Below are 20774 nucleotides of genomic sequence, written 5' to 3' on the forward strand. Positions count from 1 at the left end.
TTGAATCCAATAAACTCGTTAAACTTACTCTATAACAAGGTTGTCTTTTACCTTTTGCTTAAAATCAGCAGCAGCTTCGAAAAATTTTTCAGCTTGGACCAATTTATCTTTGATTATTTCAGATTCATCCAGATTAGTATACTTACTGTGTTTAACGGAGAGACCATTTGCCTTTGCCATACATGGATTTCTTTTTTCTCTACGATAGATCCGATGGCAAATATTTTATAAATACAGCTTTGTTACCAAAACTGAATTTACCTCCGGCACCTATCTCGAAATGGACTTTTGCTATTCCCAGATCAACCAATTCGTATTTTGTAACCTCTTTTACAGATGCAGAAACCTCACCGGCTTGATAAACGAATCTTACTGGTTGTCGATTGACAGCAGAGGGAGCTTTCTGGACTGCTTTCATACCGGATAAAAACCACTCCGGAACCTCCTCTGTATCACTGTAATAGAGCATTTCCAACGGCTTTGAACCTCGGTGAGCTAACTTATAGATAGCCTTTTCTTTAAAGCTTTGTTTTTCCTGTACAAGACCTACTGTGATTACACATACTAGTTCTTCGTTTTTGTTGATTTTACAGGGACAATGCTTGCGATCATAGGTTCCACCAACCCAGCAGGTACCAAGACCCAGTTTCGTAGCTTCAAGTATGAGCAACTCCCCATAATATCCTATCTTCTCTCTTAGATTTATGTCCGTAGAATTTCCGACCATTGCAATAAAACTCTGAACTCCGCTGAACATACCGTAGCTTTTTCTTACTCCCTGAAAGGAGGAGCTCCCATCAATAATCAGCTGGATGGAGAGGCCGCTTTGTTTGTTAAGCTGTTCTATTATCTCATTAAGAAGGTGCTGGCTTTTCGTTGGTATTGTTGTACTTAGGTAACTTCTTCTGGAACACCGTTTCTCGATGGCTTCTAAATCAGTCAATTTTTTAACCTCCTAAATATATGAAATTACATTTTTATTATATGGAAATATTACCATTAGACATTTAAACACACTATACTTTATATATAAAAATTAGTATATAATTTGATGATTTCTTAGTGTATAATTATATATATAGTCAGAATAAGTTGATATTTATTTGCTTCGTTTTATAGAGGAGTTATTAGGAGATTAAATCAACGTAAAAAAGTCCTCGGTAATAGGGGGAGTGTTTTGGGAAAAAAAGGTTTGACATATAGCCATATTTAACCTAAACTATTAAATTACATGTAGTAGTACATCAAATAGATGACAACACCGTAGGATACATTATTGGATACACAACACATATTATCCCTAAGACCGATAAAAAAGATCGGTATAACGATACTAATTACAATTATTTTAATTATCATTTGTTTTATCATATTACAAAAACAAATAAATAAAAAAGAATACGAAGATAAACTAATTATTAATATATTTGGTAGACAACGGATGTATACGCAAATGATCAGTAAAGATGCCAGTAGGCTATATGTACTTTTGGAGGCATTCGATGCAGACAGAAGATATCAAACTTTAGAAGAAATTCAGAATAAAATTATATCTGTAAAAGCCGATTTAATTCAAGCCAAGATAGAGTTTACGAATATTCATAAAGCAATGATAGAAGGACATCTTTCAATAGATTCTTACGGAGTGGATATTAATAGATCCATTGAGGAGGCATCCGATTATCTGCTAGAATTAGATGATTTATGGAATGAGTTTCAAAATGCGATTGATACTATAGTTAGCGCAACACACATAAATTATGATATGGCAAAGGCTCTAATCTATATTAATGAAAATAATCTACAACTTCTGAATTTATGTGAACAAATACAGGAGATTATACTAAAGGATTCTATACAATCTGCTAGATATTCAGAATATACTGTCTATGGATTAATTGGATTGTTAAGTGCTGTTGCTATATTTGCCTTATCGCAGCTCCTTAAGTTTATTGTGTTACCATTTACTCAGCTATATAAAGGGATATCACAAATAGGACTTACGAAATCCACGATTAACCCGAGTTTCCCTACCAAAAAAAAAGTAACACCTATGGTGAATGAGATAAACGAGATATTTTCGAAAATAAATAATCTGATTTCATTAATTGAGAATATGAATAACAATTCGTCCTTTAACGAAAGCTTAGATTTCATTAACCGGACGTTTTCAGCTTTTATTCCATATAATTATATCGGGATTGCACTGATTGAGGGTGAAGTATTTCGTGCTTCCTATGGTGTCTCTGATGGTACCATAAACGGATTACCGGATAAAATTTTAGGATCAACCTGGCCAATTAATGAAACCAGTCTGGAGAAACTGCTACAGACCGGAGAGGCCAGAATAATTAATGACCTTGAGCAATATACGGCAGGTAAACCAATAAAACCATATAATCAGACGATATTGAATGCAGGAATTAAGGCTTCCATTACACTGCCTCTTAAGGTATCGGGCTCACCGGTAGGTATGATTTTTTTCTCTAGCAATCAGAAAAATGTTTATACCAATGACCATTTAAACTTTTTAAAAACCTTAGTAAACAGTATAGCGATCAGTTTAAATCAAAATATTTTTATCAACGATTTAATCTTTAGCAGTATCCTAGCCTTGGCAAAATTGGCCGAAGCAAGAGATGAGGATACCGGAGAACATTTAGATCAGATGAAAGTATATTCACGGGTGATTGCCGAGTTATTATATGAAAATAAGGTTTACCCGGGAGAAATTACTCCGGAGTATTTTGAAAAAATTGAACGGTTTAGCCCGCTTCATGATATTGGAAAAGTTGGGGTAAGAGATGGTATTTTGCTGAAGCCGGGAAAGCTAACGAAGAAAGAGTTTGATGAAATGAAATTACATACGGAATATGGGGCTAAGGTGTTGCGTGCAGCTGAGTTAAACATGGTCAAAAAAGGGAAAAGTTTATTTGGCATAGGTATTGAGATAGCGGAGGGACATCATGAAAAATGGGACGGTTCCGGTTATCCTTACGGAAAGAAAGGCCATGATATTCCTCTGAGTGCCAGGATTGTGGCAGTAGCAGATGTTTTGGATGCCTTAACCAGCAAGCGGCCTTATAAAGAAGCTTTTTCCTTTGAAACAGCAATGAAAATTATTGAAGAAGGACGGGGTAAACATTTTGATCCGGCGATCATAGATGTAATTCTTTCCAACCGTGATCGAATTGAAAGTTATTATAAAAAGTTTCATTCCAAGCATAAATAGGTGAATTATCTGTTTCATTTGATAGGACATAAAAAGTGTAGATGCATCTCTTATTAGTAAATGCGGTATTGTTTTTCGCATGACTCCCAAGAATATATTTTTATTCTAATACCTATTTCTTATTATATATGTTAAAACAGGATTTAACAAAAGCAATTTGATCGTTCTATTGTCTCATAAACATCTAAACACATTAATAACTAGATAGAATATGTTTATCCTATTTTGCAGATATTATACTTAGGAACAATTTTTATAACCTTAGTATATATCATGGCAAGGAGGATCGAAACAGATGGATAAAATAGATCAAATGCTGAAAAAGACACTTGGTAAGGTGATAGAAACAACTGGTATAGTTGCGGGAAGTGAAGAAATGAGATTTAATGGCAAGATACGTTCAATTGAAGCCGATGCGGAAGGTAAAGTCGATGAATTGAAGGAAGAGGTTTTTGGAGAAGCGAATAAGTTTATCGATAAATTGGGAAATAACGAATGACAGGAACGAATAATAAAAATGAAGAATGTATGAATAATTAAGATTTGGAGGTACTATATGCCGGAGATTAGTAATATACTTGTTTGGTTAATTCTCGGAGGTATATCCGGATGGATTGCGAGTAAGATAGCCGGAAAAGATGCAGAAATGGGATTTGGTTTGAATTTGGTCGTAGGTATTCTTGGCGCATTCATCGGAGGATGGGTAGCAGGGTTATTCGGTTTAGGTCCTGCAACGGGATTAAACCTTTGGAGTTTTGTTATATCTATTCTAGGAGCAGTAATACTTTTAGGAATTATAAGTGTGTTTAAAAGAAAGACATGACACTATGGGGCATTAACAGTATCAAGAACGGTAAGTAGGGGTTGTTAAAGAATAAATCAGCGGTGGATATAACGAAAGTGCACTTCAGGTGCACTTTCGTTATATCCCCTAACAAACCCTTGATGTCCAAAGTGATTAAGGGGGTCATATAGATAGGTTCTTTTGATTTTATACATCCATGGATGCGATTGAAAGCTTTTTCCAAAAGAAGAAACATAAAATTAGATTGATTTTATAAGAACATACTGCTAAAATCTAATTCAAAACGATAAAACTAACTTATTACTTACATAACGGAGGACTTATGAGTCAGGTAAAAAACTATATTTCGGGTATCATGGTTGCTTTTATCCTTGCAGTTGTTGCAAAATTCTTGAGCAAACTTATACCTTATCATGTAATCAGTGCGGGTGTTTTCGCTATGTTGATTGGTATGGCGATACATCCGATTCTTGGGAAGATAACAGATGTTAAAACAGGAATTAACTTTGTATCAAAGAAAGTATTAAAAGTTTCTATTGTGCTTATGGGAGCATCTTTAAGCTTTACACAGGTTTATGAGGTGGGAAGATATTCGCTAATTGTAATGACATTCACACTTTTAACTGCATTTGGATTCGGGAATTTATTCGGAAAATTATTTCATATGAATTGGAAGTTATCGAATCTGATTTCAGCAGGAACCGGTATCTGTGGCGGGTCTGCCATTGCTGCAATTTCTCCTACCATTGAAGCTGACGATAATGATGTTGCTTATGCTATATCTGCAACCTTTATCTTTGATATCATTATGGTTATTTTATTCCCTCTCATGGGTCAGCTTCTCTCTATGTCAGATTTGGGATTTGGACTTTGGACAGGCACAGCAGTTAATGATACTTCTAGCGTGGTGGCGGCAGGATATGCTTATTCGGACATAGCCGGTAATTATGCTGTTATCGTAAAATTAACAAGAACATTATCCATTGTACCGGTTGTGCTTATATTTTCTTATGTTAATCTTAGGGTAAAGATAAATAATAAGAAGTATGGAGAGAGAGTTAAAGTTAAAGTAAAAAAGATATTTCCGTGGTTTATTCTATTGTTTTTAGGAATGGTAGCATTGAAAAGTACTGGTATGATTAAAGAGGTGGTCGGAAAAGAATTAGCAGACCTCAGTAAGTTTCTTATGATAATGTCACTCGGAGCGATTGGCTTAAAGACAGATTTTAAGAAGGTCTATAAAAGTGGAATCATGCCAATGCTTCACGGGTTCTTAATATCTACCCTGGTAGTAATTGTATCATATTTAGTTCAGAACATGTTGGGACAAATTTAGATTGTACATGAATCACTTCGTAAGTCTTATGTATTATGGAGTTTAGTGCCTTATAGGTGTAAAATAATACAAATAATAGAAGAGATTATAGGAGGTTGGTTGGATATGATTCAGATAGTAAAAGCTCAGGTGGAAGATTTGCAGGATGTTTTAACTCTTCAAAAATTAGCTTACCAAAGTGAAGCCATGCTTAATAATGATTTTACGATTCCCCCCTTAACAGAAACATTGGAGCAGCTGAGTGAGACTTTTAAAAGTGTAACAATACTGAAAGCTATAGAGGATTCTACCAATGAAATTGTAGGAGCAGTCCGGGGCCAAGCGAAGGACCATAACCTGTTGATCGGAAGATTGATTGTTCATCCAAGGATGCAAAACCGCGGGATCGGTAAACAGCTTTTAAGGCAAATAGAAGCGTATTTCCCTGGATATCGTTACGAGCTGTTTACCAGTGAAAAAAGTTTAAAAAATCTGTCTCTTTATCAAAAGGAAGGATATCGCCCGTATCGGAAAGAACAATTATCAGAGAGGGTGACAATAATTTATTTGGAAAAATAATCAGTTCAAAGATTATGTCTCAAAATGCAAGAAAAGTAAGCTTGATGAAACATCATGGGATATGATTTTATGAACCTATAAAAAATGTTTTTTGCGGAAAAATAGGATACATATAATTGCCACAATGATACTGAGAACGATTACAAATAAGTAGCCGAATTTCCATGTCAGTTCAGGCATGGCGGTAAAATTCATGCCGTACCAACCTACGATCAGAGTAAGCGGAAGAAAAATAGTAGTCACTACGGTGAACAATTTCATTATTTTATTAAGATCGTATTCCAGCCTGGCGTGATATGCTTCCCTTACATGAACACAATAATCTTGGAGCATCCGTGTGTTATTGCTTAAACGGAATACTCTGTCTGTAAACACCCGAAAGAAATTAAGATTATCCTCTGTGAATATATCAGCACCATTCTCTTGAAGCTCTTCACCTACATCCATCAATTGCTGATAATAGTTATCCAGTAAAAGAAGGTTTTTTCTTATCTCAGTAATTTGACTATTGAAATTCTTATCCAAATCTCTGTCATTAATCCTGTCTTCATGATTGCTTATTTCAGTTTCGATCTGTTCTAGTAACAGATACTCGTCGCTTATTAGTCGCTCCAAAAATCCAAAAGTCAATCGTTCCAATGTGATATTCTCTATTTTTATACGTTTCATTAGCTCCTTTGTCTTATTGATAAAGCTGTTATTCGTATCCTCAATGATAACGATTAGCAATAAATTCTTTTTGATGTAGACTGCAATTTTATCCTGAACCTTTAATATATGTTGTTTATTCAATCCAAAGATAATACCAAACACATAATCATGATAAGAATCAAAATTACCTTGGATATGTTGTGTATTATATCTGCATTCCATGAGGGTGGAATCTGAAAAACCAAACTGATTGTAACAGGCTTCAAGCTCTTCCAATAGGATAACGCCCAAAGTTAGTATGCCCGGATCTAAATATTTAAAATCGATTTTGGGAAAACCTTCTCGTATCTGATAGTACATATGAATATACCAAACCTTCCTAAAAACATTCTGTATAAAAGTATAACGCATTACATACATATTTATCACGATTAGATAAAATCATTGTATAAAATGTATAGTTTTTAATGTGTTTTAAAAACTGAACAAGCAAAAGATGAATTATAATGCTTAAAAAATCAAAGTAGCGAATGCAGCTAAGATTAATAAATTATAGTAGAAATAAGGAATAATAGATAGGATAGGGTAGTATTTTAATTGCTGTACCACAAGTTTTATGGAATGTAAAAAAAGGAATCCTTTCATAACCAAATATTCAAAGTACTACTGCCAATTACCTCTGCATACAATGTAACAACAACGATAATAAGGGGGAATGCGTTCCGTCCGATGGGTTGGAACGCAGACACTATGAAAGGCTATATAGAGGAACGGGCGGTTGAAATCGCTAATTATATTATCGATAATAATGCGACTGTGAGGCAGACCGCGAAACAGTTCGGCATTTCGAAGTCAACCGTACATAAAGACGTTACGGAGCGTCTTGCACAAATTAACCCCTCCCTCGCCAATAGGGCAAGGGTTGTCTTGGACCTCAACAAGTCGGAGCGCCATATCAGAGGTGGTATGGCTACAAAAGAGAAGTATCTTCATAAGACCGCAAAATATAACCAAGCATATTAAAGAGCATGCGAAAGTACCATAAAAGGTATCTCCTTGTGATGAAAATCACTTAGGGATACCTTTTTCCATGTAAGAATATTGAATATGTGAAGTGTCTTTAAGTTGTAGCTGTATTTATAAAAAACAAAAATAAGAACATCAAGTTAAAATTTTGACAAAGCCCTATCACTTTTATTTCAACAAAAATAGCTGATTTTTTTACTTTTGGTTTCATTGTTTCCTTGGTTTGAAAGGAAAAGTTTATCACTTTCCATTTTATAAATCGTCATATTTCTTTTGACAAAAAGTCCATATTGACGGTAGGGGATAGGGGTTTTATAATAAAATCATACATTTTATTAACTCACACGAAGGATGCTGGATTTCTTAATCAAGGCATCCTTTTTGTCACAAATTGGAGATTTTTTATGTATATTGGCCAAATATTAAAAAAATATATGTAAAAATGGTCGGGAGTGTGTTATAATATAATTTGTGCGTTTTGGGAGCGTAACATTGTTTTATATTTAACAGAGAACACATAATCAAAGAAAGAAGGAAATGTTATATGGGTAGGTCAACATTTTTGGGCGGAATCCATACATATGACGGTAAGGATTTGTCTATGGATAAGCCCACAACTGTTCTTTTACCAAAGGGTGACATGGTATTTCCGATGTCCCAGCACATAGGCGCTCCGGCAAAGCCTATCGTTGCAAAAGGGGATAAGGTACTGGTAGGACAGAGGATTGGAGAGGCAACCGGTTTTGTATCATCTAATATTATTAGCTCTGTATCCGGTACTGTAAAAGCAATCGAAAAACGGTTAACGGTACAAGGTGTTATGGTTGAATCCGTTGTGATAGAAAATGATCAGGAATACCAGAAGATAGAAGGCTTTGGTACGGAACGGGATTATACAAAATTATCTAAGAATGAAATCAGGGATTTCATCAAAGATGCAGGAATTGTAGGTTTAGGAGGAGCAGGATTTCCTACTCATGTTAAGCTGACACCAAAGGATGATAGTAAAATAGACTACGTTATTGTAAATGGTGCAGAGTGTGAACCTTATCTAACCTCAGATTATCGAATGATGTTAGAAGAGCCGGAGAAAATTGTCGGTGGATTAAAAATTATATTACAGCTATTCGAGAATGCCAAAGGTATTATTTCTGTTGAGGATAATAAACCGGAAGCAATCAAGAAGTTAAGAGAATTAATCGCAAATGAAAAAAATATAGAAATAAAAACCATGAAAACAAAATATCCGCAGGGAGCAGAACGTCAATTGATTTATGTTTCAACGGGAAGAAAGATTAATTCTTCCATGCTGCCTTCCGATGTAGGATGTGTTGTAGATAATGTGGATACTGTTATTTCTATCTATATGGCAGTGGCGAAAAGCACCCCCCTGATACGAAGGATTGTAACCGTATCAGGTGATGCCGTAAAAACACCGCAAAACTTTAGTGTGGCTCTTGGAACCAGTTATGAGGAGGTTCTGGAAGCAGCAGGAGGTTTTGTTAACCAACCGGAAAAGATTATATCCGGTGGACCAATGATGGGTACGGCGATGTATACAATTAGCGTGCCTGTTACTAAATCAACTTCAGCATTACTTGGTTTTGTCAAGGATGAAGCGGCTACTGAGGAATCACCTTGCATCCGTTGCGGTAAATGTATGGAGGTATGTCCAAGCCGCTTGGTAGCCAGTAAATTAGCTTCCTTAGCAGCTCGAGATGATGAGGATGCATTTATTAAACTTAACGGTATGGAGTGCTGCGGATGTGGAAGCTGCACCTATGTTTGTCCTGCAAAAAGAAATTTAACCCAGCAGATTATGCAGGAAAGAAGAATGATTTTAGGAAAGAAAAAGAAATAGAGATGACTGTTTAAATAACAGATCTGTACGAAACAGAAAGAGGTGTAAGCTTTGAGCGATTTGTTACATGTATCGGCATCTCCTCATTCCAGGAGTTCGATAACTACAAGAGATATTATGCGGGACGTATTAATTGCATTACTGCCTGCGAGTATATTCGGTATCTATAATTTTGGCTTAAGAGCATTATTAGTTATATTGGTGACGATTACTGCAAGTGTTATGACAGAATACCTCTATTGCAGGTTAATGAAAAAACCTGTATATCGTGGGGATTACAGTGATATTGTTACCGGTTTATTATTAGCGTTAAATCTTCCGTCAAGCATACCGTTATGGATAGCAGTCATGGGTGGAGTATTTGCCATTTTGGTTGTGAAGATGCTTTATGGCGGTTTAGGACAGAACTTTATGAATCCTGCCCTTGCAGCCCGTGTTTTCTTGTTAATCAGTTTCCCGGTCAGAATGACGACGTTTGCAGTTGAGAAGATTGCATCACCGACTATGACAGATTACCTTCGTAACGGAGCGGTAACTCTAGACGGGGTGTCCTCTGCAACTCCTCTGGCTGCGATAAAAGCAGGTGAAACGGTAGATGTATTAAAATTATTTATCGGTACCATCGGTGGAACTATTGGTGAAACCAGTGCAGTGGCTATTATAGTTGGAGCCGGTTATCTGGTGCTTAGAAGAATAATTTCTTTAAGAATTCCTTTAACATATATCATATCCTTTGCTATGTTCGTAGTATTATTTGGTGGAAAGGGTATGGATACGAATTTCATATTCGGTCAGTTGTTAGGCGGTGGTCTGATGCTGGGTGCTTTCTTTATGGCAACTGATTATGTTACCAGTCCGGGAACTCCTAAAGGACAGATCATATATGGTATTCTACTAGGTCTTCTTACGGGATTATTCCGTCTCTTTGGGGGCTCCGCAGAGGGTGTATCTTATGCCATAATCTTCGGTAACCTGTTGGTGCCAATCATTGAGAAGTACACAGTTCCCAAAGCTTTTGGAAAGGAGCGTGTAAGAAGTGGCAGATAATACAAAAAAGAAATCTTCGATTATAAAAGATGCCATCTCTTTGTTTCTTATAACTATGGTGGCCGGATTGGCTTTAGGTTATGTTTATGAAGTTACCAAGGAACCAATTGCAAAAATGCAAATAGAGACAGTAAACAGAGCATATCATTCCGTATTTACCGATGCGGTTACATTTACAGTGGATGAGGAACTGACGAAAGTTGCAGCTGAATATGATATGGTAGGACTGGATCCCTCATTTAACGGCATTATTATTGATGAAGTAGATAAAGCATTTGACGACAGTAATAACTTGGTGGGATATGTTTTCAAGGTAACTACAAACCAGGGTTATAATGGTACGATTTCACTTGCCGTAGGATATTCCTTAGACGGTACTGTAAAAGGCATTGAGATGGTATCTATAAGTGAGACAGCAGGTCTTGGTATGAATGCGGATACCCCTAAGTTTAAAGACCAATTTTCCAATAAAACGGTGGAACGGTTTGAAACTACAAAAACCGATGCAACCGAAGAACATCAGATTGAAGCAATCAGTGGTGCAACAATTACTACGGATGCAGTAGTTCATGCGGTTAATGCTGGTGTGGCATTTATTAATGCGAATTCCACGGAAATAGGAGGTGGAACGAATGAATAAATTATTAGAACGTATATCCAATGGTGTGGTTAAGGATAATCCAACCTTTATACAGATGTTAGGTATGTGTCCGACCTTAGCGGTTACAACTTCCGCAACCAATGGTATCGGTATGGGACTTACGACAACAGCGGTACTGGTGGCATCTAACTTTTTGATTTCGGCTTTAAGAAAATTAATACCGAATAAAGTAAGAATTCCTTCCTATATCGTTATTATTGCAACCTTTGTAACCATAGTGGAATTTTTACTGAAGGCATATCTTCCGTCACTGAATGCATCCCTTGGTATTTATATTCCTCTGATCGTTGTTAACTGTATTATATTAGGAAGAGCGGAATCATACGCAGCTAAGAATCCCGTTGTATTATCTGCCTTTGATGGTATCGGAATGGGGCTTGGATTTACCGTAGGGTTAACTGCTATTGGTGCTTTCCGAGAGATATTAGGTGCAGGAACAATATTTAACTTTAAAGTAACACCGGCGAACTATGAGCCTACCCTAATCTTTATTCTGGCACCGGGAGCCTTCTTTGTTGTGGCAATACTTACGGCATTACAAAATAAGCTGCAGCTTAAAAGTGCAACAAACGGTTCTGCGAAAAGTACGCTCTCCTGTGGGGGCAATTGCGGCAGCTGCGGAGGCGATACCTGTACGACAAATCGTGAAAAGATAGAAGCTTCCAAGGAAATTGCAGCAAGTAAAGCAACAGTAGCTAAGAAAACAGAGGCTCAGGATCAGAAAAATAGCTAGGAGGAGTGATTTAGATGAAAGAGTTATTAATTGTATTAATTGCAGCAGCACTTGTTAATAACGTAGTACTAAGTCAGTTCCTTGGCTTATGTCCGTTTCTTGGAGTATCCAAAAAAACAGGTACAGCGACAGGAATGGGAGCGGCTGTTATCTTCGTTATGACCTTAGCGTCCTTAATTACAAGTGTTATTTATAATTATATATTAGTACCTGCAAAGCTTGAGTATATGAATACCATTGTATTTATACTTGTAATTGCGGCGCTGGTTCAGTTTGTAGAGATGGTTTTAAAGAAATACAGCCCTCCGCTTTATAATGCGCTCGGTGTATATCTTCCTCTTATAACAACCAACTGCGCGGTACTTGGTGTTGCTCTTATAAATGTAACAAAAGATTATAGTATATTAACCAGTGTTGTACATGGCTTTGGTGCAGCAGTCGGATTCTTGTTAACAATTGTTCTTATGGCAGGAATTAGAGAACGGATTGAATTTAATGATGTTCCAAAATCCTGGCAAGGTTACCCTATTGTACTGATAACCGCAGGTCTGATGGCAATCGCCTTCTTTGGCTTCTCCGGTTTATTATAGAAGGGAGGAAATAAAATGATAAGTATGTTAACATCTACGTTCCTTCCGGGATTTGTTGGAGCAATCAATGCAGTAGACTTACAGGGTGTCGGCGTTGCAACTGCAATTGTAGGTGCAACCGGATTGGCAATCGGAGTATTTTTGGGTATTGCTGGCAAGAAATTAAGTGTGGAAGTGGACGAGAAAGAATTACAGGTTAGGGAATTGCTTCCCGGGGCCAATTGTGGTGCTTGTGGATATCCCGGTTGTGATGGTTTGGCGAAAGCAATAGCTGCCGGAACTTCACCGGTGAATGCCTGCCCTGTTGCAAATCAGGAGGCATATGATCAAATAGCAGCTGTGATGGGTACAGAATCTGCATCGGCAGATAAAATGGTTGCTTATGTAAAATGTGCAGGAACCTGTGATAAAACAGAAGTTAAGTATGAGTATTATGGCGTTAAGGATTGTAAAAGTGCGGCTTTACTTCCCGGTAAGGGAAATAAGAAATGCAGCTACGGTTGTATGGGCTTTGGTTCCTGTGTAAGGGTTTGTGCATTTGATGCAATACATATTGTGAATGGAATCGCAGTAGTAGATAAGGAAAAATGTGCTTCCTGCGAAAAATGTGTTGCAGAGTGTCCGAACAATATTATTGAGATGGTACCTGCCAAGGCTAAGACATTGGTTGCTTGTAGCTCCATGGATAAAGGTAAGGATGTTAAGGCTGCATGTTCAGCCGGTTGTATCGGGTGTAAACTTTGCGTTAAGAACTGTGAATTTGATGCCATACATGTGGAGGACAATCTGGCTTATATTGATTACAGCAAATGTACCAATTGTGGTAAATGTGCTGCGGTCTGTCCGGTAAAGGTAATCGAAGTTCAACAGGATAATTTTTAAGTACAGAAGTTTGTTATTTCTATAAAAGAAAAGACGGAACAATGTTCCGTCTTTTCTTTTATAGAAAGGTAAATGAGGTACCTGTTATATATTATATTAATAATGAAAAAGTTTCGGCGGATCAATCACAATAAAGTAATAAAGAGAGTTAAAAATAGTAATATACCCGACATTCCTATAATCTTTATCCGATTATCTTCAACATACGAGATGGTGGATCGAGAGAATATGCCATAACTATTTACGAAATATTTTCGCTTGAATAAAATAATGTTTTACTATAAAATGAAATTAATTAAATGGAGTAAGTATAGACAATAGGAGAAGTATTATGATAACAATACAAGAGCTTTCCAAACAATGCGGGGTATCGGTTTCAACCGTAAGTAAAGCACTTAACGGATATTCCGATATTAGCGATAAAACAAGGGAACTGGTTATCAAAACAGCGAATGAGATGGGTTATTTTCCGAATGCCAATGCCAGGGCACTAAAGCTTAAAAAAACCTTCAATATTGGTGTTTTGTTTACCACCCATACAACCATGGGATTAAGAAATGATTATTTTGCCCATGTTCTGTCCGCATTCAAGGAAGAGTCTGCTAAGAAGGGGTACGATATTACCTTTATAGAAAATTATATTGGAAGAAGGAAGATGACTTATCTGGAACATTGTCAATTTCGGCACTTTGATGGGGTATGTATCGTGTGTGCCGATTATGAGGATCAAGAGGTTGTTTCTCTGGCTTCCAGTGACTTCCCCGTGGTAACGATAGATTATGCATTCAATAAAACGAACTCAATTATATCAGACAATTACGGCGGTATGAAGCAGCTTACAAATTATATTATTCAACAAGGTCATACTAAGATTGCCTATATTCATGGAGTTAAGACATTAGTTACTAAGAACCGCATTGAGGGTTATTTGAGTGCTATGGCGGATAACAAGGTAAAGGTACCTAAAGAATATGTGATTGAGGGATTGTATCGAAATCCGGTATTAACAGAGGAGCTGGCGGCCCAATTGCTTGCAATGCCGAATCGACCTACCTGTATTATAGCACCGGATGACCAGTCAGCAGTAGGGGTAATCAATGCCATTCGAAAACAAGGGCTTCAGGTTGTCAAGGATGTTTCGGTTGCAGGCTATGATGGATTGGAATCCCAACAAATGATTGGAGTAAGACTTACAACCGTAAAACAGGAAAGGGATAATATAGGTAAGGAAGCATCCAGAAGACTGGTCGAAATGATAGAAAATCCACAAGAAACATCACCGGAAAAAATATTCATGAAACAAACCTTATTAATAGGAAATTCCGTAAAGAAATTACATCATATATAATAGAAACAACTATATTTTTAGTGTAAATAAATTCAAGGTGTTCAAATTTGTGACAGAGCATTACGTTGAATTATGATACGAAAGAAAGGGGGATCTTAGATGCTCCAGGTTTATAATTATATGGTAGAAAGCTATCTGCCAAAGCAAGAGATAAAGAACCATGCGCATAAAAAAGGTGAGTTAAAAAAGGTATATAGAAATATTGTTGACTTAAATAAACGCTCACCATTTTATAAGATTAACCTTTCCCCGGATAATCAAGTATATACTTTAGGTGTGAAAGAAAGTGCATTAGATCTAAAAAGCAAATTACTTAGTATTTCAGATGAAGATAATTCAAGTTTTAATAAAAGAACGGTGGCTGTAAGTGATGATCGGGTAATAAATGCCAAGCTATTGGGAGAGGATGTTACGGATTTACCGAAAAGCATTCAATTTAAAGTGAATAGATTAGCATCGTCCCAGGTCAATCAGGGAAAGGATTTATTTCAACCGTCAAGAGGTTTAGAAAAAGGAGTATATGATTTTAGAGCTGTTATAAAGGGTCAAGCCTATGATTTAACCTTTATTCAGAAAGAAAAAACAGATAATTTAGATACCTTAACCAGAATGGCAGAATATTTAAATCAATCTCTTCCGGATTTGATGGCATCGGTAGAACAGAGTGAAAAAAAAGAATATAGTTATTTACATATTACAGCAGATTTTACCGGTAAGTTTGGAGATAAAAGTTTTTATTTTGAAGATGAAGAACTTTACCGAGAAGGGGTTGTTGACTTTTTTGGCTTAAACAGAACAATTATGCCCGGAAGTAATTCGCATTTTTATATAAATGATGTAGAGAAACAAACAGCTTCTAACACATTTCATCTGGAAGGTAAACTGCAGATTACTCTAAAGGGTACAAGTGAGCAGGATGTTGATGTTCGAATTGTTCCGGATAGTAATCCGATTTATAAACAGGTAAATTCAGTTCTTTCCACCTATAACCAAATGCTTTTACTAGCAAAATCCCGTAAGGAAACGTCTTCAGAACATTTTGGAGCAAGTAAATTAATCAATGAATTAACTAATTTAGAAAAAATATATGAAGATGAATTAATCGCATGTGGGTTACAGCCACAGGAAGATGGAACGATTTCCATAGAGGAATCTCTTTTTGTGCAGGCTTCATTGGATGGTGGAATGGAGGATCTCTTTAAAAGAGAAAACGGATTTATTGCAAGGATATTTGATAAAGCCAATTCCATTGCAATCAATCCGATGGAGTATCTAGATAAAACAGTTGTCATTTATCCAAACAGCAGTAGGGCCGGTTTTACAAACCCCTATATCACTTCCATGTATAGTGGTCTTTTCTTTAGTTCTTTCTGCTAAGGAAATTACTGTTCTTAATATAGTCACTGGGTGTAATACCCATTCTTTTCTTAAAGATGCGGCTGAAATAATTCGGATCTTTATATCCGACCATAAAACATACTTCTTTCACAGTTAAATCGGAGTTGGTTAACAACTCCTTTGCTTTTTTTACTCTTAACATGGATAACCAGTCAATGAAATTAAAACCGGTATTCTTTTTTATCAATTTAGAGAAGTATTGGGGACTAATGTTAACTTGCTCCGCTACATCCTCTAATGTTATGTCCTCTGTATAATGAGCTTCAAGATATTCTTTGGTTGCCTGAACGATTTTATTGGAATAGTCAATGGAATTTTGTGTTTTTACATATCCGGTTATGTAAATAAAGCGTTTATAAGCCCATTCAATCAACTGGGTGCCGGTTAAATTGGCAAGCTCATTCAAGTGTTTTGAATAGTTAAAGTATTGAGTATCATCCGTACTATCTTTTTGAACCGTATGTGCTGCCAGAACAAGAATTTCTATAATTCTATTGCGCGCGGCACAATCATTCAATTTCTGAATATGATTCATCAGTAAGCTAAAATAATCATAAGCCTCTACCTTCTTGTGACGTATAGCATCCAACATATATTTTTCTGTTTCTTCATAATCAAAATGAAATTCAAAAGAAGTATCTTCTAAGTCTTGTTTGTGTAATACTTGTCCTGTTTTGCAATGGGATAAACAAGATTGAGCCTCGATATATGAGGAATAAATAGACTGAATTTTTTTGAGTTTGCCAATGCCTGCGGTTGCAACTATATTGGCCTCTTTTTTAAAGTGATTAATTAAATCTTTGGATATATCTATACTTTCCTCTTTCGTACGATCCAAAGATATGTCTGTATCCGATGTAACTAAGATACTAATACGATTTGAAATGAGAGGTCCAATTGCAAATTTAAGTTTTTTGGGTAGGGACTTTTTAATAAAATGGTAGATAGAAAGCTCGTTTATCTCGATATTGTTTTGCTGGGTATGGACATCCTGAGACAGACTCATTAAAATCAAGTATCCAATATCATTTAAATCGAACATCGTTTGGAAATTAATCAGTTCTATATAAGAGAAACCCCGAAAGAATAAAGAAAACATAAAATTTTGCTCGATAAGGGCAAAGGTATCCTCAGGGGATAAGGTCTGCTTTGAAAAAAGGATATCATGCTGCAGGCTTTCCCAGAAATCTTTTTGAACTATTGTATTAGCAGAGTTGTCTTTAATATTGTTCATAATACACTCCTCGTAATGTGATGAAATCCTATGTTATGTGTGAATTATAGCTTTATTATACCATAAATTGTTATCAAATGCACGCCCAAAATATGTAAAAATAAAAATATGTAGATTTATGGAAGTTTAGGATTATTTTTTAAATAATTGTATTTTGCCACATAATTGCCAAGATAAGATAATACGATAAAGGTGGATAAAGTTAATGTTAGACTTAAGATGAGGTGACTTGATGAAAAAAAGAATGCAACATTTCATGATGCAATGTAGAAATAATAAAATATCTGTAATTTCCGGTAGTGTTGTCTTGATGTCTATCGTATTTATATTATATGCAACATTATATAACTATGAGGAGAAAAAAAACATTTATGATGAAGCCGGTGGTGAGATAGTAACCATCTTTTCGAGAACGGTTGAAGAAGAGGATTTAAATGCCATGGTGTTATCCTTTTCCACACCGGTGTATGTGCTCAAACACATTGATGATTATGTATTATTCTATGTAGAGGACAATACAAAATATCAGGATATTATCAAGAAATTATCCGAAAACCCGTTAGTAAAATCAGTGCAGGCAAACCATACGGTTTCTTCCATGGGATTTAGTCTGGATGCATATTCGGATACACAGTGGGCAATCTACAATCCTGGTAATTATGCCAATGTAACAGAGAAAGGAATGTATCATAAAATGTCCACTCTGGATGTAGATATGGATATTGCCGAAGCCTGGAACTATATGAAGGAAGATGAAAAGGAACGTCGTGAAGTTGTAGTTGCTGTTATTGACACGGGTATTGATTATCAGCATCCGGATTTGGCTGATAATATGTGGATCAACCGGGAGGAAATACCTGATGATGGCATAGACAACGATAATAACGGATATGTGGATGATGTCTATGGTTGGGATTTTTATAATGATGACGCAACGGTATGCCATTATAAATACAGTAATGAATTAAAAACGAATGTGGCGTTACCAGAAGATAATGACGACCATGGAACACATATAGCCGGTATTATTGGGGCAGTGGCAGATAATAATATCGGTATAGCCGGGGTGGCATCAAATATAGATATAAAAATAATGTCTTTGAAAATTAATGGCGGATCGGATGGAACGGGAAATATCTCCAATGCCATCGAAGCTATAAAATATGCTACCATGATGGGAGCTGACATTTGCAATCTCAGTTGGGGCACCAGTCAATATGCAGAGGCCTTAAAAGAAGTGATCAAAAATTCGGATATGTTATTTGTAGCGGCTGCCGGTAATTCAGGTACGAATAATAACAGCAGTCCCGTTTATCCCGCAAATTTAAAACTGGATAATTTGATATCTGTTACCTTTATAGACCCAAACGGAGCTTTAACAAGACTATCTAATTATGGGGTATCAACCGTAGACTTGGCCGCTCCCGGAGCTGATATCTTTAGTACGATAGTAGGAACCTATAAATCCATGAGTGGGTCCTCTATGGCAACACCCCATGTGAGTGGGTTAGCAGCTTTACTTTACTCATATCATGATGGTTTATATCCATCTAATATAAAAGAAATTATTTTGAATAATATAAAAACACTTCCCAAACTAAACGGCTTTATGATACATACCGGTATTCCCAATGCATATCAGGCAGTAGCAGCTGCTGATAGCCTCATCTGGGATACTGATCCACCAAAGTTAAAGTTTAAAACGATATATGATAATGAGAAGTTCCATATAGATATATTATCAGAAGATTTGGGTGGTTCCAAAATCAGAACAATCAATTGGATTACCGGAGAGAGGGCCCTGTCGGATTTTAAGCATGGAATCGCAGGGACAAAAGTGTTAAATGACCGGATTACAGTATTAAAAGCAGGAGTATACACCTTTTATGCCAGTGATTACTCTGGAAATGAAACAGTAGTTACCCATGAAGTGAAAGAGGATACAACGCCTCCAACAATTATTTCAACCTATACAGTAGCAGATGATTATAACATCAGGACAGTTACTGTCCGGGTTAAGGATGCACAGAGTAATATAAGAAGAGTGAAATATATGGAGGGTAGAAAAAAAGCAACCGACTTTTTACCGGCAGGAGCCGGAACGGAGATAGAATTAAAGAGCGGGAAAGGAAGCTTTAAGATTGATAAAGATGGAATGTATACCGTATATGCGATTGATAACAGAGGGAATACTACCATAGAGATAGTTAATATTAAATCCGTTAAATCTACCGAGATAAAATTTATAAGAAGTCAAAAGACGATGACAGAAGGGCAGTTGTATACCTTAAGAGCATTTGTTAAGCCTGTAAATACAACGGATAAGATTATTTACTCGATTAACGATGAAACAGTAGCTACCGTATCAGGCACAGGAAAAATAAAAGCATTGAAGGAAGGGAAAGCTGTTATAACAGCTAGAACCAGTAGCGGATTAACAGCTGTCTGTGAACTGACGGTGGTCAAGAAGTAGTGTATTATAATATAAAAAGACTTATATAATCATTTTATTATTTCTATATTAACCTAATAATAAGAATAAACATGCTAGATATATTAAATCAGACGAAAAGTTTCAAAGTATCGATATCAGGTATACATCGGACGGAGATTCCTTAGAATTGTTTTATCATTTTTGTAGTGAAGCTTAGTATTACTGGAAAATGATAATATTAAGTCTAAGAGATATCGTCCGATGTATACCGTTAATAGTGTGGAAGGACTAATCTATGAACGAAAAGCAGATTAGAAGTTCAAAATCCTTTGGATTTTGTACGGATCCGAAGGATACGTTGTTCACAGTTGCACTTATCCAACAAATTTGCAGAGTACCATCATGCAAGCATGTGGAACTCTGTAAATTTGTTGGACTAATCTGCTTTTCGTGAAAATTTATGTTGACGTAATTTATTGGGTATGATATATTAAGTAAGCAGAGAAAGAGGGCTTTTTTTTTATGCCTTAAATTTCGCTCGGCGAAATAAGCAATATTGCGCTACAAGAGAAATCGGAGGTGGAAGTTGTGCGCGTAAAAATCACATTGGCATGTACTGATTGCAAACAACGCAATTACAACATGACGAAAGAAAAGAAGTTACATCCGGACAGAATGGAAACAAAGAAGTATTGCAAGTTCTGTAGATCACACACATTGCACAAGGAAACGAAATAATTATATCTGAAAGGGAAGTGAAGACATGGGAGAGATGACAAATACTACAACCGAAAAAGCTCCTAAAAGAAGCTGGTTCAAGGGTCTTAAATCCGAGTTCAAGAAAATTGTATGGCCGGATAAAGAAACTCTTACAAAACAATCAATCGCTGTCGTAATTGTAACCGTTCTATTAGGTGTAATTATTTATTTGCTGGATAACTTAATTGAAGCTGGTATTGGCATCATAATAGGATAAGG

At 36.3% G+C, this 20774-nt stretch carries 21 protein-coding genes; 17 read left to right on the top strand and 4 right to left on the bottom strand.

Annotation, left to right across the window (positions count from 1 at the left end):
• Positions 1-24: 24 nt before the first annotated feature.
• Both I5677_RS09720 and I5677_RS09725 read right to left on the bottom strand, forming a co-directional pair.
• The gene (locus I5677_RS09720) at positions 25-180 is read right to left on the bottom strand and encodes a hypothetical protein (RefSeq protein ID WP_197661395.1); all 156 of its coding nucleotides are present in this window, start codon (positions 178-180) and stop codon (positions 25-27) included.
• 19 nt (positions 181-199) lie between these two features.
• A complete protein-coding gene (locus tag I5677_RS09725; RefSeq protein WP_197661396.1) occupies positions 200-943 on the bottom strand; it encodes a nitroreductase family protein in 744 nt (247 codons plus the stop codon).
• A 333-nt stretch (positions 944-1276) separates the two neighbouring features.
• On the opposite strand from I5677_RS09725, the gene I5677_RS09730 reads away from it, so the two are divergent.
• The 5 genes from I5677_RS09730 to I5677_RS09750 all read left to right on the top strand — a co-directional run bounded on the left by I5677_RS09730 (position 1277) and on the right by I5677_RS09750 (position 5931).
• Positions 1277-3232 (top strand): HD domain-containing phosphohydrolase, encoded by a 1956-nt coding sequence (locus tag I5677_RS09730; RefSeq protein ID WP_197661397.1) that lies wholly within the window; start codon positions 1277-1279, stop codon positions 3230-3232.
• A 295-nt stretch (positions 3233-3527) separates the two neighbouring features.
• Entirely contained in the window at positions 3528-3731 is a 204-nt protein-coding gene (locus I5677_RS09735; protein WP_197661398.1) for a hypothetical protein, read from the top strand.
• A gap of 57 nt (positions 3732-3788) precedes the next feature.
• Positions 3789-4055 carry a GlsB/YeaQ/YmgE family stress response membrane protein gene (locus tag I5677_RS09740; RefSeq protein WP_197661399.1) on the top strand — a complete coding sequence of 89 codons (267 nt, stop codon included), beginning with the start codon at positions 3789-3791 and terminating at the stop codon, positions 4053-4055.
• A gap of 304 nt (positions 4056-4359) precedes the next feature.
• Positions 4360-5373 carry a YeiH family protein gene (locus I5677_RS09745; protein WP_197661400.1) on the top strand — a complete coding sequence of 338 codons (1014 nt, stop codon included), beginning with the start codon at positions 4360-4362 and terminating at the stop codon, positions 5371-5373.
• A gap of 105 nt (positions 5374-5478) precedes the next feature.
• Positions 5479-5931, top strand: coding sequence for a GNAT family N-acetyltransferase (locus I5677_RS09750; protein WP_197661401.1), 453 nt, complete (start codon positions 5479-5481; stop codon positions 5929-5931).
• A 75-nt stretch (positions 5932-6006) separates the two neighbouring features.
• On the opposite strand, the gene I5677_RS09755 is transcribed toward I5677_RS09750, so the two are convergent.
• The gene (locus I5677_RS09755) at positions 6007-6942 is read right to left on the bottom strand and encodes a magnesium transporter CorA family protein (protein ID WP_197661402.1); all 936 of its coding nucleotides are present in this window, start codon (positions 6940-6942) and stop codon (positions 6007-6009) included.
• 390 nt (positions 6943-7332) lie between these two features.
• Here I5677_RS09755 and spoIIID point away from each other — a divergent pair, with 390 nt between their 5' ends.
• The 9 genes from spoIIID to I5677_RS09800 all read left to right on the top strand — a co-directional run bounded on the left by spoIIID (position 7333) and on the right by I5677_RS09800 (position 16107).
• Entirely contained in the window at positions 7333-7605 is a 273-nt protein-coding gene (spoIIID, locus tag I5677_RS09760) for a sporulation transcriptional regulator SpoIIID (RefSeq protein ID WP_197661475.1), read from the top strand.
• A 547-nt stretch (positions 7606-8152) separates the two neighbouring features.
• Positions 8153-9469, top strand: a complete 1317-nt coding sequence (rsxC, locus tag I5677_RS09765) for an electron transport complex subunit RsxC (RefSeq protein ID WP_197661403.1) — start codon at positions 8153-8155, stop codon at positions 9467-9469.
• Positions 9470-9520: 51 nt separating this feature from the next.
• Positions 9521-10516, top strand: coding sequence for an RnfABCDGE type electron transport complex subunit D (locus I5677_RS09770; RefSeq protein ID WP_197661404.1), 996 nt, complete (start codon positions 9521-9523; stop codon positions 10514-10516).
• Positions 10506-11156, top strand: coding sequence for an RnfABCDGE type electron transport complex subunit G (locus I5677_RS09775; protein ID WP_330617888.1), 651 nt, complete (start codon positions 10506-10508; stop codon positions 11154-11156). Before I5677_RS09770 ends, I5677_RS09775 begins: the two co-directional genes overlap by 11 nt.
• Positions 11149-11910, top strand: a complete 762-nt coding sequence (gene rsxE, locus I5677_RS09780) for an electron transport complex subunit RsxE (protein WP_197661405.1) — start codon at positions 11149-11151, stop codon at positions 11908-11910. Before I5677_RS09775 ends, rsxE begins: the two co-directional genes overlap by 8 nt.
• Positions 11911-11924: 14 nt before the next feature.
• Positions 11925-12500, top strand: a complete 576-nt coding sequence (rsxA, locus tag I5677_RS09785) for an electron transport complex subunit RsxA (RefSeq protein ID WP_197661406.1) — start codon at positions 11925-11927, stop codon at positions 12498-12500.
• A gap of 24 nt (positions 12501-12524) precedes the next feature.
• A complete protein-coding gene (locus I5677_RS09790) occupies positions 12525-13382 on the top strand; it encodes an RnfABCDGE type electron transport complex subunit B (RefSeq protein WP_197661477.1) in 858 nt (285 codons plus the stop codon).
• Between the two features lie 331 nt (positions 13383-13713).
• Positions 13714-14730, top strand: coding sequence for a LacI family DNA-binding transcriptional regulator (locus I5677_RS09795; protein WP_197661407.1), 1017 nt, complete (start codon positions 13714-13716; stop codon positions 14728-14730).
• A gap of 99 nt (positions 14731-14829) precedes the next feature.
• Complete coding sequence (locus I5677_RS09800) at positions 14830-16107, top strand: hypothetical protein (RefSeq protein WP_197661408.1); 1278 nt, start codon at positions 14830-14832, stop codon at positions 16105-16107.
• Here the strand turns inward: I5677_RS09800 and I5677_RS09805 are convergent.
• Positions 16091-17362 (bottom strand): helix-turn-helix domain-containing protein, encoded by a 1272-nt coding sequence (locus I5677_RS09805; protein ID WP_197661409.1) that lies wholly within the window; start codon positions 17360-17362, stop codon positions 16091-16093. The genes I5677_RS09800 and I5677_RS09805 overlap by 17 nt on opposite strands.
• Before the next feature lie 232 nt (positions 17363-17594).
• On the opposite strand from I5677_RS09805, the gene I5677_RS09810 reads away from it, so the two are divergent.
• The 3 genes from I5677_RS09810 to secE all read left to right on the top strand — a co-directional run bounded on the left by I5677_RS09810 (position 17595) and on the right by secE (position 20772).
• Positions 17595-19835 (top strand): S8 family serine peptidase, encoded by a 2241-nt coding sequence (locus I5677_RS09810; protein ID WP_197661410.1) that lies wholly within the window; start codon positions 17595-17597, stop codon positions 19833-19835.
• 549 nt (positions 19836-20384) lie between these two features.
• On the top strand, positions 20385-20534 hold the full coding sequence (gene rpmG / locus I5677_RS09815) for a 50S ribosomal protein L33 (protein WP_197661411.1): 150 nt from the start codon (positions 20385-20387) through the stop codon (positions 20532-20534).
• A 25-nt stretch (positions 20535-20559) separates the two neighbouring features.
• Complete coding sequence (gene secE / locus I5677_RS09820) at positions 20560-20772, top strand: preprotein translocase subunit SecE (RefSeq protein WP_197661412.1); 213 nt, start codon at positions 20560-20562, stop codon at positions 20770-20772.
• The last annotated feature ends 2 nt before the right edge of the window (positions 20773-20774 follow it).

This window comes from Mobilitalea sibirica, from assembly GCF_015999265.1.
Lineage (GTDB): Bacteria > Bacillota > Clostridia > Lachnospirales > Lachnospiraceae > Mobilitalea > Mobilitalea sibirica.